Genomic DNA, 15267 nt, shown 5'->3' with positions numbered 1-15267 from the left:
CTGCTCCCTCATCCCCATTCCCCACTCCCACTCCCTACTTCACTGGCCAAGGAATCATCGGATCGTTAGCTAGCTTTTTCGAGACTTCGTATGCACCAAAACGGTTGAGGTGACTAGGATCAGAAAAGAAATCATTTACTTTTGTCCACTGTTGGCTCAAATCACGATAAATAAAGTTGGGATTAGTAGCCAAACGCAACATATATTGCTGAAATTGTTGCTCATATTGTCTACGTACTGGATCTAAATAATCTCCTGTCAGAGGCATATTCACAAACACTAAGGAGATTTTCTGAGACTGGGTAAACTGAAGCACTTCTTGAAAAGCAGTATCTTGCTGTCCTTCTACTTGGAAAGATTTATAGTCGTTGTCATAATTTCCGGTAACTCTAGAATGTTTTTGATAGTATCTTGCGGGATTAAAGCGAATAGACAAGGGTAGAAAGCCATCAAAGTCAACCGCTTGCTGAGAAATACTTTCATCTGAAGTCCCGTCTGTCAACTGTTTTTGTGATGTAACTGTCTGATTCTTACCAAATATGAGCAATTGTTTTTGTAGTAAACTTTTAATTTGGTCGCGGTTTTGATAGCTGGCAGAAACAGATGCTAGAGCCTGATTTAACGATTGATTGACAGCTTCATAAGTACTAATCTCCTGTTTTTCTTCGTTTGTTTTTTGTTCTCCCGAATTTACCGTATTTTCTGGCAAATCATTGCTACTTGCCGTTGTTGGTGTTTTTTCAAATGCTTGTTTATAACCAGCTGATGCAGCAAGCGATTTAAAGGTAATATCCTCGCGCCCACCGTTGAAAGCACGCGCACCATCTGCCCAGATAATTATTTTGGGTAGTTCTGATGGTTCTAGGACGTGACGAATCACAAAGTCTACAACTTGTGCCGTAGCACCGTTAATCCCAAAGTTAAACACATCAAGATTTGGATAGCCTTGAGTTGCTAAAGCTTTAGAAAGTGCTGCGGGATCTACTCCTCTGAGGGCGCGAGAGGAGCCAATAATCAATATATCTGGGGGACTACCAGTTCTAGCTAAACGCTGTTTATACAGTGCTAGTTGCTCGTCTAACTGTCTGACATTAAAACTTGGCATCTGCGATCGCGCTGCTAAAAGAATAGCTGTTGCGGTTGCTTTTTCCTTCAGTGGTGCGGCTGCCAAATTATTTTTCGGGGTATCATCACTCTGGGTAAATTCCGAAGCGTTAAATACAGAACTCTGATTTGGAGGAGATTTTGTCTTGGAAGTGCTGCTAAAAAATATCGTTTTCTCGCTCTGATTTTTCTCAGATGTCAAAGATACCTTTTGCTCAGAAGATGATGGGAGGGTAACATTAGCAACTTTTGGCGTGGGCGTAGTACGTGCAATAATTCGACCCAATACCCAATCAGTTTGGAGGGTAAGTAATAATCCCAGTGTTCCCCAAACCAGAGCAATTTTAATTCCTTGAACATCATGGTTATGTTCGGCTGACTGGTTGCTTTCGGTAAATAGCTGGCTTTTCAACAGGAATTTTCTCGCAGTTGAGCTCGCCGTTGCCATCCAATCTCGCGCTACTTCTGTTACAAAATTTTGAACTTCTTCTGTTGTTAAGTCTGGGCGCAAAATTGGCTCACAAGTCTCAGAGGTTACTAAATCGTTAACGTATATAGAAGTAGCAGCAAATTCTGGGGTTGCTTCTGGTACTAAACGTTGGCGATGTTCAAGATCGACGCCATAATGCCAAAAAGGTTCTTTATTCCCAGCACGGCGACCGTAGACACGTACTCCCATAATACCGGGAATTTTTAAATTGCGGATGAACTGCGTAATTTTACTTGCTACCTGTTGCCGCAGTGGACAAACAGGTGCATCACACATAATGTGCAATAAACCATTTCTATTCAGTAGAAGTACGCGAATTCCACCGGTCAATAGTCGCCAATCCAAATCAGGATTGAGTAAACGCTCTAATAAAAATACGAGCGCTGGTTGATCGCCAGTATTTGCCAAATCAAGTGGTGATATGGCAAAGGCGGGATGGTTGGCTGCGGGTAAAGCCAGCCAATCAATCCAAGTGGGTTCCTTGTCGCCTGCTTTTTGTCCATATACAGTGACGGCGAGAATGGCTTGAGGAGCGATCGCTTCTAGCTGCGGTAAAATCGCCTCTAAGCACACTACCTTGTCTGGGATCGGGGCAGTTCCTAAAGGATCGAAAGCTGGGATACAAAATATATGTAGCGTTGATTCTTTTAGAGAAACTTGGACACCAACTTTTAACCTTGATAATACCTCAGTTAATAATCGAGCGATCGCTTGGACATCTCCCCAACGCGCCCACTCTTTAAGCATCACCTCTGGTGGTGTCAAATCCACCCGCAGCAGCCAATCTGGGGCAGTTTCGCCACTTACCTGAGAAACAATTACGGCATCTTGGTAGCCAGAAAGCTTGAGATAACGCAACTTTTGTGCTATCGGTTCGGCAAGCAAAGATGCATCAGGGCTATAGCTTGACTGGCAAAATATCCACAGGCGATTTTCTTCTGGTTGAGAATTCTTTGGCTTATATAGTTTAATCTTTGCCTGTACTGATACACCTAGCGTACTCAGAGTTTCACTCAGATATCGAGCGATCGCCTCTGGATTACCTTGGCGTGCCAAACTTTCGTTAGAGACAATTAGCGCCCCACCCGATTGTTTTGATTTTTCTGAGTCTGCTAGCAGCGCTTGCTGCACCTGATCTAGATGCTTATCTATTTGATTTAAATGAACCCGATGGCACCATGAGGGGCGGTGTTCCCCTTTTCTGCGGCCATAGACAAATACTTGATATATTGAGGTTTGTTCGCTGTTTGTGAGGATATCTAAATTTGTTTGCTGTAGTGCTTGCAGCAAATCAGACAAAGTACGCCAACGCTGCGGACATTCTGTACCTTCACAAAGAATATGAAGGTCATTTCCCCGCAACCGGACTTTCACTCCGAAAGTGTTGATCCCTGTTGCTTGGCTTACCCATTGCACTAAGGATTGCTGGCGATCTGGTACTACTGTTTTCATGCTCAGTTAACTTTACAGTCAGCGATGGTTGGGGGATAGTGCCTGCACTTGTAAACTAGAACCATAGATTTATCACACTCTGACGTTTTTTTTTAACAATTTTGTTACCTTCCTAGCTCACAAAATCGGACAAGATAGTCTTGTATAGGTTGTAAGTCTGACTAATGTTGAGTTTTGCGTTTATTTTACTAATAGGGAGTCAAAAATCAGAAGTTAGAAGTTAGTAGTTAAGAGCCAGGAGTCAAAATAATTCTATATGACTAGCTGATGACTTGTCCTTTCAAACCGGACTTGTGTGCCACTGCGCCAATACCCCTGATGAGCGAAACAAACAATAAGCTTATCTCATTTCAACTCCATCCCTTTATTGTTGGAGTCATCCTAACTCTTAACTCCTTTTTACTCATAATTCCCATAACCAAAAATTAGCAATGCCTCCTACCAACCAACAGTCTTCGCCTAAACCCGCATCCAATCTGGATTTATTTCCCATTCCCCAATCATTACTTTTACAAATAGGTACAGCGTCTATATTACTGCTGCTGATTACCGGAAAAACTACAGTAAAAGCACTAGAAGCCATAGGAGAAGCTAGTGAAGAATTATTTCGAGGCGATCGCCTACCTAACCTAGACTTCCCAGATGAACACGAAATCAATCAAGATGAGAAGATATACACCAAATAATTATTTGCTCAGGAACAACCCGGTGAGCATTAAGTGCAAAACCAAGAACCGTAAACAGTAATTAGCTTTACAAGAATAGAGAATATGGGTTCCCTTTTATACTCTTCGTCTCAAACTGCGGATATATACCCGGTGTCGGAATTATTTTTGCGTCATCGTCTCCAGGTAGTGGAAGAATTGTGGGAGTCAGTTCTCCGGCAAGAATGCGGTCAAAATATGGTAGACCTGTTGCGTCAGTTGCGCGATTTATGTTCGCCAGAAGGACAAGCAACAAATGACCAAGCATCTTCAGCCGTCAAATTGATTGAACAACTAAATATCAACGAAGCAATTCGCGCGGCTCGTGCTTTCGCTCTGTATTTTCAGCTGATTAACATCATAGAGCAGGAATACGAACAACGGCAGCAATTGAGTCGCTATGAGGCAGAAACAGAGGCTACAGAGCCAGAAACACCATCCAATGTTAATTATTCCTCCAATCAAAGAGAAGATGACGCACCTGTTAGTAAGGGAATAGCAGCAGCCTTCCTGAGAAAGAATTATCTTGAAAAGGCGCAAGTCAAACCAAAAGGTACTTTTGCTGCCTTGTTTCCCTATTTATTCAAATTGAATGTACCACCCCAGCAAATTCAACGTCTAATTACACATCTGGATGTACGTTTAGTTTTTACAGCGCACCCGACGGAAATTGTTCGTCATACCATCCGAGATAAGCAGCGACAAGTAGTACAACTTTTGCAAAAACTGGATGCCTTGGAAAACCATTCTGGTAACACACCAGGAGCATATCCTTGGGAAGCAATAGATGTCCGCGAACAATTGCTTGAAGAGATTCGCCTGTGGTGGCGTACAGACGAACTTCACCAGTTCAAACCCACAGTGCTAGATGAAGTAGATTATGCCCTGCACTACTTTCAAGAAGTTTTATTTGATGGCATTCCGCAACTGTATAAACGTTTCAAACACACTCTATCCAATACCTTTCCTTGGCTAGAACCACCGAGTAAAAACTTTTGCTCTTTTGGCTCCTGGGTAGGTTCAGACAGAGACGGGAACCCATCAGTTACGCCCGAAATCACCTGGAAAACGGCTTGCTATCAGCGCAAAATGGTAATTGGGAGATATATTCACTCAGTGAAAAATCTGATTGAATTGTTGAGTGTGTCGATGCACTGGAGTGATGTTTTACCAGACTTACTGGAATCTCTAGAATTGGATCAGTCCCAGTTCAGTGAGGTATATGACGCACTGGCGCTGCGTTATCGACAAGAACCCTATCGGCTGAAATTGGCTTACGTGCTGAAACGGTTGGAAAATACTCGCGATCGCAATCTAGCTTTATACAATCGGGAAACGCCAACAAATCAAGATAGCCCCCTGTATCGTTCAGGAGCCGATTTTTTAGCCGAACTGCGAATGATTCAGCGCAACTTGACAGAAACAGGTTTAAGTTGTCGAGAATTAGAAAATCTGATCTGTCAGGTAGAAATTTTTGGTTTTAACTTGACACAGTTAGATATCCGCCAAGAATCATCCCGTCACGCCGATGCGCTCAATGAGATCCTGGAATACCTGCAAATATTACCCCAACCTTACAACGAACTATCAGAGGAGCAAAGAGTTGCTTGGCTCACAGGCGAACTGCAAACCCGCAGGCCACTAATTCCAGCAGAATTGCCATTTTCCGAAAAAACCAACGATGTAATTGAAACCTTTCGCATCGTGCGATCGCTGCAACAAGAATTTGGTCTTAACATCTGCCAAACTTACATTATCAGTATGTGCCGCGACGTGAGCGACGTGCTGGAAGTATTGCTTTTAGCCAAAGAAGCCAGACTTTTTGACCCCGCCATGGCCGTCGGAACTATTCAAGTAGTCCCCCTATTTGAGACAGTAGAAGATTTACAACGCTCCAGAAGCGTCATGCGGAAACTGTTTGAGCTGCCGTTATATCGCGCTTTGTTAGCCGGTGGTTACGAACAGACAAAAACAGAAGGTGCAGATGAAAATTCACCCTCCCCCGCTCCCCTGCTCCCCTGCTCCCCTGCCTCCTCCTCCGTCACCCTCAACTTACAAGAAGTAATGCTGGGGTATTCTGACAGCAACAAAGACTCTGGTTTTTTAAGCAGCAACTGGGAAATTCATAAAGCTCAAAAATCACTGCAAGAAATAGCAGAAAACTACGATCTAAATTTGCGGATTTTCCACGGACGCGGCGGTTCTGTGGGACGAGGTGGCGGCCCCGCTTACGAAGCGATTTTGGCTCAACCAGGTCATAGTATCAATGGGCGAATCAAGATTACCGAACAAGGAGAAGTTTTAGCTTCCAAATATTCTCTGTTGGACTTGGCTTTGTATCACATGGAAACCATCACCACGGCTGTGATTCAAGCTAGCCTGTTGCGGACAGGGTTTGATGATATTGAACCCTGGAATGAGATTATGGAAGAATTAGCAGCGCGATCGCGTCAACATTATCGCGCCCTAATCTACGAACAGCCTGATTTTGTTGATTTCTTCCACGAAGTAACTCCCATTGAAGAAATTAGCCAGCTACAAATAAGTTCCCGCCCCGCACGCCGTCCATCTGGTAAGAAAGATTTAAGTAGTCTGCGAGCTATTCCTTGGGTATTTAGCTGGACACAAACTCGCTTTTTACTTCCTTCTTGGTATGGCGTTGGCACAGCATTACAAGAATTCTTGAACGCAGAACCAGAAGAACACTTGAAATTACTCCGCTACTTTTACGTTAAGTGGCCATTCTTCAAGATGGTGATTTCTAAGGCCGAAATGACCTTGGCAAAAGTAGATATACAAATGGCACACCACTACGTCCAGGAACTCTCAAAACCAGAAGATCAACTTCGTTTTGCCAAGGTTTTTGACCAAATTGCCAGCGAGTTTTATCTAACAAGAGATTTGGTGTTAAAAATCACCGATCACAATCGACTCTTAGATGGCGATCCTGTATTGCAACGATCTGTGCAGTTACGCAATGGCACAATTGTCCCCTTGGGATTTATCCAAGTTTCACTACTCAAACGTCTACGGCAGTCCCAAAATACTACTGCTACTTCTGGAGTAATTCATTCTCGTTACAGCAAAGGCGAGTTACTGCGAGGAGCATTGTTAACTATTAATGGTATTGCTGCTGGAATGAGAAATACAGGTTGATTGGGAATGGTAAATTGGGAATTGGGCATTGGGCAGGGCATAATGACAAATGACAAATGACAAATGACCAATGACAAATGACAAATGACAAAAAATAAAATTTTAATTTGCACTTTCTTGGCGCTGTCATCAGGTTTTTTTGGCGCTTACACCAGTGGGCAAATCACCATTATGCTCCATAGCCAAAAGTGTCAAAACCAACCTTGGGGTTTAAAGGAAATGTGCAACGCTTGGATGACACCAGGAGCAATATGGCAAGGTAGCACAACAGGACTTTGGACAGGCACTATTTTAGGGGCTTTTGTTGGTGGTATAGTGACGCGACAAGCTCGTGATTAGTCTAATGTGATACCAATTCAATGGGTAAAGAGGCGATTCATCACGTCTTTAGAGATTTTCAAATTGGTATGAGTTTGAGGGTTGGCAGCTTTGGTGTCAACAAGGCTGGTAAAATCTACCCATAGCGAAGAAGAGAAAATTACCATGCCTACCGAAACTAACCCAGGAAATCAAACTACTACAGGGGCTGATGCGATTGATGAAGCGATCGCACAGGGAATTGATTTTGATGGTTCTCCCATTCCGCCTGCCAAGCTAGAACTTTATGGTAAAGTTATGGCGCTAGAAGGCAATAGACAGCGCAGTGGTGTATCTAATACGATGCGATCGCGCATTGTGCGAATTGGCGCAAAACACATTCCCCAAGCAGAACTCGACCAATTACTTGTAGATGCTGATTTCGCACCCCTAAAAGAAAAAGAAATTGCTTTTTTCTATAGTGGTAAATAAATAAAGTTAGGAGTTAGGAGTTAGGAGTTCGTTGAGATCAGTTACTTTAGTGATGTTTAGCGACAAACTCTGATACTCCTTCGCACAGCGTAATGCTGCTAATTCCCTATCGCCACACGTCTAGGCTTAACAGATCAATTAAATTATTTACCTGACACATCCCAAATTGCCATCGGTATTTTGGCTTCTTGAGTATTTTCCTAATCTCGCCGAAAAGTGTATCTTCAGCAAGATATTGTCAACTTTGCCTTGTGTTTGAATTGGCAGATGGCTATATGTACTTGAGTAATAGCTGAAAGACTTGGAGAACACATGTCAAGAACTACGTCAAATTCAGAAATGCAATACCGAGTTATTGGCAGCACAGGAGAGAAAGTTTCCGCCATCGGATTGGGTGGTTGGCACATTGCCTTGAAGCACGTTGATGAACAACTAGGTATCCGCATTGTTAGAACAGCCATTGATCGTGGCATCACCTTTATGGATAACAGTTGGGATTACAACGGTGGAGTCAGCGAGATTCGCATGGGAAAGGCGCTGCGCGATGGCTACCGGGATAAAGTGTTTCTGATGACGAAAATCGATGGTCGCTCTAAGAAAGAAGCCGCAAAACAGCTAGACGAATCACTCAAACGCTTGCAAGTTGATTGCATCGATCTTGTTCAGCATCACGAAATGATTCGATATGAAGACCCCCATCGAATTTTCGACCCAGAAGGGGCAAATGCTGCCTTCATTGAAGCGCGAGAAGCTGGAAAACTCGGATACATCGGCTTCACTGGGCATAAAGATCCCCATATTCATTTACATACGCTGGAAGTTGCAGCTGCTCACGGGTTTAAATTTGATACAGTGCAGATGCCGCTAAATGTAATGGATGCTCACTACCGGAGCTTTGCAAAGCTGGTTGTGCCGGAACTTGTGAAACAAAACATCGGTGTTTTGGGGATGAAAAGCTTGGCAAACGGTATTCTTTTACGGTCAAAGACTGTAACGCCAATAGAGTGTTTACACTATGCTTTGAATCTGCCCACATCGGTTGTGATTACCGGAATTGACAGCATGGAGATTTTAGAGCAAGCTTTTGAAGCAGTGCGGACGTTCCAGCCAATGAACGACGAGCAAGTGCAATCGCTCTTAGCAAAAACGGCAGAAGCGGCATCACGCGGCGAGTTTGAGCCGTTCAAAACTTCATCAATCTTTGACAGCACTGCCCAAAATCCAGATTGGCTGGGAGAGGAACCACAGCGTATTCAGCAATTGATGTCAGCCTGATGCTTTCTTAGTGTTGTCTGTGGAGGAAGTTCACAGGGTGATACAACAATAAAGCATCTTCCAGTTTAGTAATTGCGATCGCCACACTATCTAATGCAACCCCCTGCAATGGCATTGTTTTGACTGACAATGCCATTGTTTCAGCTAACAATACGATTGTTCTGACTAACAATGCCATTGTTTCGGCTAACAATACGATTGTTTTGACTGACAATGCGATTGTTTCGGCTAATAATGCCATTGTTTCGGCTGACAATGCGATTGTTTTGACTGACAATGCGATTGTTTTGACCTGCAAAAATTAACTCACGCTTTTATTTAACCTTGTTCTATCTAAAAATCTCACTTTACTGTTAGATTTTTTGTTTTAATGGGCACATTAAGGTATACACTATATCAGTATACTTATATGCCCGCCCAAGATAAAACCCGTCGTTTGCCTTCTCAATCAATTAGTCAAGATATAAACTCATTTCACGGCTTGCAAACCATCAGCACATATAACACAACCCGTACTGGTGCCTCTGTAGCAAATTTACAGCAAGCTTATCAAGCTATGTTGGCGCAGCAACAATCCGAAACTGAAAAACTAACTTTATATCGTGCTGCGGTCGATGCTGCGCGATTAGCAGAATGGGAATTTCATAATGCTGTATTAGCCATGAAAGAAGTAATCCGCGGACAATATGGCTCAGATAGCGATCAAGCTCAAGCCGTTGGACTGAAGAAAAAATCAGAACGCAAGCGTCCTAATCGTAAAAAATCAGTTGCGATTGCAAGTTAATTAACTGAAGGGCGATGGCTAACTTTTCTCTGGGTGCTATCGCCCATGTCGAAAAATTGTAATTTGTTTAAACCGAATTTTGATTAGTAGGAAATAATTCTTACTCAAAATTCAATCTCTCAAAATAGTGAACTATTTTCATAACTATTGATGCGAGAACTTCTATCTAAGGAGTGATATAGCTAACAAGCTAAATGAAGTAGAAATAGTATGCTAAATCACATGAGATTGTATTGTATGAAATTCAATTATGTTACAAAACAACTTTCCACGGTAAAACGCTGGATGGCTACAACATTGCTTTGTATGTTAGCGATCGCTTTTGTTTGGCAAGGTGCATTTTTCTCCAACACCTCAGCAATGGCTGATCCTGCTGGAACCTTGATTGCATCATATGATGATGCAGATCGCGCTCAAGACAAAGCTAGTAGAGATGCAGGACGAACCAAAAATTTCATTGATGATACGGCAGATAAAGTTAAGGACGCTGCCAAGAGCAATGCCAGTAAAGTTGACCAAGCAACAGACAATGATAGCCCTATTGGGCGTAAAGCAAAGAAAGATGCCGCTACAATTCAGAAGAGAGCAAATGAAGATGCATCTCGGACTAAAGAAGCAGTAGACAACACAAAGAATGTTGTTGAACGTACTGTTGAAAACATCAAGGATGCTTTTGTTAAATAGAGATATAGTAATCCGATTGGATTTGCGAAAATCGAAAGCTTTAAATTTCCGACTTCTTAAAAAAGTCGGAAATATTGTTGTTTACGAGTAATTTCGGAAAGTCTCAGATTACGTCAATATTATTACAGCATACAGATAGTTAAACCATTATGGTAGGGTAGCACAGCTAGCTCTGCATCTCTACAGGGGATTGTAGTTAAAACCTCCTTTCCAGTTGGAGACTCTTAACGAGATATAGAATTGATTTACTAAATAAATGAAGTTAGATAAAGTAATCGAGTAGCTTTAGATACATATTTGTCACATTCATAAGAACTAGCGATCGCTGATAAAACTAACTGCTGTCACCGAAGAAAAGTAGAAACTCTAGTTAAATATTTACTAGCAATTATGCTAGATATATACCTGTAAATAAAATATTTGACTTTCTTTTGTACTAACTTAAGATAGCAAAATTGAGTAAGCTGCTTAGGGAACTTCCGCAAATTACTCTTAAAAAACTTGTTTTTATATACGCATTACAAGCATTTTTTAAGTAGCATTACTCATGAAAAAATGTGTTATAACTTTAACTGATTGGAATCTTATTTGACGAATTGTTAATGGTTAACAAATTTTTCACCATCATCAATTAAGAAGTTATACTTTCCACTACAACTTAGTAACAATCTAAGAGTTTGATTCTGTGGACAACCCGACCGTGGGAAAATCAAAATACCGAGACTCGAAGTTAGAGAGGAAAACCTTATAATATGCATCTGAGCGAAATCACCCATCCTAATCAGTTGCACGGTTTATCTGTTCGCCAACTGCAACAGATTGCCCGTCAGATTCGAGATAAGCATCTTCAAACAGTAGCAGTTAATGGTGGACACTTGGGGCCAGGATTGGGTGTTGTCGAATTAACACTAGGACTTTACCAAACACTGGACTTAGATCGAGATAAAGTGATTTGGGATGTAGGACACCAGGCTTATCCCCACAAACTGCTTACAGGACGTTATGATTGCTTCCACACCCTTAGACAAAAAGACGGAATTGCGGGTTATCTCAAACGCGGTGAAAACAAGTTTGACCACTTTGGGGCTGGACACGCTTCTACAAGTATTTCAGCAGCATTGGGCATGGCTTTAGCGCGAGACTTGAAAGGAGAAAAATTTAAAGCCGTTGCTGTGATTGGGGATGGGGCACTAACTGGCGGCATGGCTTTAGAAGCGATTAACCATGCCGGACACATGCCGAAAACCAATCTGTTGGTTGTTCTCAATGACAACGATATGTCCATATCTCGCAACGTCGGCGCAATTCCCCGCTATCTCAACAAAATGCGCCTCAGCCAACCGGTGCAATTTATTAAAGATAATCTTGAGGAACAGTTAAAGCAAATTCCCTTCGTTGGCGAATCCCTCTCACCTGAACTCGGACGGATCAAAGAAGGTATGAAGCGTTTGGCGGTTCCGAAGGTAGGTGCAGTTTTTGAAGAACTCGGCTTTACCTACATTGGGCCAGTGGATGGGCATAATCTCGAAGAACTAATTGCCACCTTCCAACAAGCACATCAAATACCAGGCCCAGTTTTGGTACATGTGGCAACAGTAAAAGGCAAAGGTTATGAAATTGCCGAACTAGATCAAGTTGGCTACCACGCCCAAAGCCCCTTCAACGTAGCAACTGGCAAAGCCATTCCTTCTAATAAACCCAAACCCCCGGCTTATGCCAAAGTCTTTTCTCACACTCTGGTAAAACTTGCCGAACAAAACTCGAAAATCATTGGGATTACTGCGGCTATGGCAACGGGGACAGGTTTAGATAAACTTCAAGCAAAACTGCCCAATCAATATGTTGATGTCGGCATTGCGGAACAACACGCAATTACCCTAGCAGCAGGACTTGCAAGCGAAGGGATGCGCCCGGTTGCAGCTATTTATTCCACCTTCTTGCAACGCGCCTACGACCAGATAATTCATGATGTCTGCATCCAAAACCTGCCAGTATTCTTCTGCTTGGATCGGGCGGGAATCGTCGGATCTGATGGCCCCACCCACCAAGGTATGTATGATATTGCCTATCTGCGTTGCATTCCCAACATGGTAATCATGGCCCCGAAAGACGAGGCAGAACTGCAAAGCATGGTAGTAACTGGCGTTAATCATACCAGTGGGCCGATCGCAATGCGCTACCCTCGTGGCAATGGCTACGGCGTTCCCTTGATGGAGGAAGGTTGGGAACCTTTGGAAATCGGTAAAGGCGAGATTCTGCGTACAGGCGATGAGGTGTTAATCATCGCTTATGGCACAATGGTCTATCCAGGAATGCAAGCTGCAGAAATTCTCAGCGAACATGGCATTGAAGCAACTGTAATTAATGCGCGTTTCGTTAAGCCTTTGGATACCGAGTTGATTTTGCCTTTAGCGAAGAAAATCGGCCGTGTTGTCACCTTAGAAGAAGGTTGTATTATGGGTGGCTTTGGTTCTGCGATCGCAGAAGCTTTACTAGATGCAGATATTCTCGTTCCTGTCAAGCGATTCGGTGTACCAGATATATTGGTAGATCATGCTGAACCCAATGAATCTAAGACAGACTTAGGTTTAACTAGCCATCAAATAGCAGAAAGAGTGTTGCAAGCTTTCTTTAAACGGCAATTATCTACTGTTGTTTAGCTAATTCTTTGTAGAATGAATCGCCCACACTTGTGACTCAGGTGTGGGCGATCGTTTATGTAACTCCAATTAACTTTTGTAGATCGATTCCTTGTATACTTAATCTTGTTAATCACCAGCATTATTATACCATCAATTAAGTAATATAATCAGTGCAGTAGCAACTGATAGCTTTCTAGTTTTGATGGGTTCCACGAGTGAAGTTGATCAGCATTTAAAAAAAGGAAAAATATGCCAGGAACTACATTCACGACTGCTCAAAACATTGGGATTCTTACATCTTTTAACTACAATGATGCTATAGCAAATGCAAACCCAGTTGATTACTACAAATTCTCCTTGACAGGCACAAATGATATTAATGTAATTTTGAGTGAAGTGACTCAAAGCTATGTCAATGCCAAAATCTATTACGACAAAAACAATAATGGATTGATTGATAGTGGAGATGAACTTGCTTCTGATTATGCTAGTTCCAGTCGCAATGCTCAATTGACTACAACATTAGGAGCCGGAAATTATTATGTTGGAATTTCTCAAGACTCTAACAACGTTAACACTAACTATTCCTTACAATTATTAGCCACATCTACACCTGGTTCGATTCCCTCAAATCCTGGGAACACACTTAGCACTGCTTATAATATTGGCAGTTTGACTGGTGAGCAGACTTTCACACAATTTGTTGGGAGTGTAGACCCAGTTGATTACTACAAATTCTCCCTGACAGGCACAAATGATATTAATTTAATTTTGAGTGGAGTGACTCAAAGCTATGTCAATGCCAAAATCTATTACGACAAAAACAATAATGGATTGATTGATAGTGGAGATGAACTTGCTTCTGATTATGCTAGTTCCAGTCGCAATGCTCAATTGACTGCAACATTAGGAGCCGGAAATTACTATGTTGGAATTTCTCAAGACTCTAACAACGTCAACACCAACTATTTTTTACAGTTAGTCAACATTACGAATCCAGACCCAAGCATCAGTGTTGCCTTAGCAAATCCCACTAGTGTCACTGAAGACGGCACCGCCAACCTAGTTTACAGCTTCACCCGTACTGGCAGCACCAGCAATGCCTTAACCGTCAACTATGGCATTACTGGCACAGCTACCTTCAACACCGACTACACCCAAACAGGCGCAGCCAGTTTTACAGCTACCACCGGAACAATTACCTTTGCAGCCGGAAGTAGTACAAAAACCTTAACCATTAACCCGACAGCAGACATCGCTGTTGAAAGTAATGAAACCGTTGCCCTGACTCTAGCAACAGGCACTGGTTACGCCATCGGCACTACAACAGCCGTCACCGGAACCATTATTAATGACGATTCTTCATCACCCAGTAGTGCGGGGAATAATACCTATTCTTTCCTAGCTAATATTGCCTTGGGAACCAAAACAATTACAGAAATTACAACAGGTGGCACTGATACTATTGACTTTAGCGGTACTACAGTTCCCGTAAACGTAAATCTGGGTGTAACCACCTCACAAACGGTTAATAGCAATCTTAAACTCATTCTCTCTGCCAACAACGTTATCGAAAATGCAACCGGTGGCACAGGCAATGACCGTCTCACTGGTAATACACTGAATAACACTCTGATTGGCGGTGACGGAAATGACCAACTGCAAGGGTTAGGAGGAAATGACACCCTCCAGGGAGGTAATGGTAATGATATTCTCACTGGTGGAACAGGTGATGACTTACTCAGGGGAGAACTGGGCGATGATATTCTCACTGGTGGAGCCGGGAAGGATAAATATCTGTTCCAAAGTAGTGGAGTTTTTAACACAAGCTTAGGTGTTGATTACATCACCGAGTTTGAAGCAGGACAAGACCAGATTGTGCTGAGTAAAACCACCTTCAATGCTGTTACTAATACTCCTGGACAGGCTTTAACTAACTTTGCAGTTGTCAGTGACGATCAATTCGTCAACGCTAATAATGCGCGTATTGTCTTTAGCCAAAGTAGTGGCAGCCTATTCTATAACCAGGATGGCAATGTTCTAGGTACAGGAGGTGTGTTTGAGTTTGCTCGTTTAGGGAATCCTGATATTACTCTCAGTAGTGGCAATTTTAGTTTGATTGCCTAATACACCAACTCAGTAATTTTGGAAGAACCTGTCCTCCAACCCCTCTTTGCTTCGGAAAGG

At 42.5% G+C, this 15267-nt stretch carries 11 protein-coding genes; 9 read left to right on the top strand and 2 right to left on the bottom strand.

What is annotated here, in order from left to right:
• Positions 1–34: 34 nt before the first annotated feature.
• Positions 35–3046 carry a DUF1574 family protein gene (locus HWQ58_RS24560; RefSeq protein ID WP_292868428.1) on the bottom strand — a complete coding sequence of 1004 codons (3012 nt, stop codon included), beginning with the start codon at positions 3044–3046 and terminating at the stop codon, positions 35–37.
• Positions 3047–3477: 431 nt separating this feature from the next.
• On the opposite strand from HWQ58_RS24560, the gene HWQ58_RS24555 reads away from it, so the two are divergent.
• The 5 genes from HWQ58_RS24555 to HWQ58_RS24535 all read left to right on the top strand — a co-directional run bounded on the left by HWQ58_RS24555 (position 3478) and on the right by HWQ58_RS24535 (position 8970).
• Positions 3478–3732, top strand: coding sequence for a hypothetical protein (locus HWQ58_RS24555; RefSeq protein ID WP_292868425.1), 255 nt, complete (start codon positions 3478–3480; stop codon positions 3730–3732).
• An 84-nt stretch (positions 3733–3816) separates the two neighbouring features.
• On the top strand, positions 3817–6906 hold the full coding sequence (locus HWQ58_RS24550) for a phosphoenolpyruvate carboxylase (RefSeq protein WP_292868422.1): 3090 nt from the start codon (positions 3817–3819) through the stop codon (positions 6904–6906).
• Positions 6907–6990: 84 nt separating this feature from the next.
• Complete coding sequence (locus tag HWQ58_RS24545) at positions 6991–7245, top strand: hypothetical protein (protein WP_292868420.1); 255 nt, start codon at positions 6991–6993, stop codon at positions 7243–7245.
• A gap of 144 nt (positions 7246–7389) precedes the next feature.
• A complete protein-coding gene (locus HWQ58_RS24540) occupies positions 7390–7695 on the top strand; it encodes a DUF4090 family protein (protein WP_094332552.1) in 306 nt (101 codons plus the stop codon).
• Positions 7696–8007: 312 nt separating this feature from the next.
• Positions 8008–8970: an aldo/keto reductase gene (locus HWQ58_RS24535; RefSeq protein WP_292868416.1), complete on the top strand. Its 963-nt coding sequence runs from the start codon at positions 8008–8010 to the stop codon at positions 8968–8970.
• 140 nt (positions 8971–9110) lie between these two features.
• Here HWQ58_RS24535 and HWQ58_RS38570 read toward each other — a convergent pair whose 3' ends face one another.
• Positions 9111–9227, bottom strand: a complete 117-nt coding sequence (locus HWQ58_RS38570; protein WP_366838562.1) for a hypothetical protein — start codon at positions 9225–9227, stop codon at positions 9111–9113.
• A gap of 152 nt (positions 9228–9379) precedes the next feature.
• Between HWQ58_RS38570 and HWQ58_RS24525 the strand changes: the two genes are divergently transcribed.
• The 4 genes from HWQ58_RS24525 (at position 9380) to HWQ58_RS24510 (ending at position 15207) form a co-directional block, all read left to right on the top strand.
• A complete protein-coding gene (locus HWQ58_RS24525) occupies positions 9380–9754 on the top strand; it encodes a hypothetical protein (RefSeq protein WP_292868410.1) in 375 nt (124 codons plus the stop codon).
• A gap of 237 nt (positions 9755–9991) precedes the next feature.
• Complete coding sequence (locus HWQ58_RS24520; protein WP_292868407.1) at positions 9992–10438, top strand: hypothetical protein; 447 nt, start codon at positions 9992–9994, stop codon at positions 10436–10438.
• 752 nt (positions 10439–11190) lie between these two features.
• On the top strand, positions 11191–13098 hold the full coding sequence (dxs, locus tag HWQ58_RS24515) for a 1-deoxy-D-xylulose-5-phosphate synthase (protein WP_292868404.1): 1908 nt from the start codon (positions 11191–11193) through the stop codon (positions 13096–13098).
• A gap of 231 nt (positions 13099–13329) precedes the next feature.
• Positions 13330–15207, top strand: coding sequence for a calcium-binding protein (locus HWQ58_RS24510; protein WP_292868402.1), 1878 nt, complete (start codon positions 13330–13332; stop codon positions 15205–15207).
• Positions 15208–15267 lie beyond the last annotated feature (60 nt).

This window comes from Nostoc sp. LPT, assembly GCF_017115165.1.
Taxonomy (GTDB): Bacteria; Cyanobacteriota; Cyanobacteriia; order Cyanobacteriales; family Nostocaceae; genus Nostoc.
Note: the sequence above shows the minus strand (reverse complement) of the source record. Positions and strands in the feature narration are given on the sequence as shown.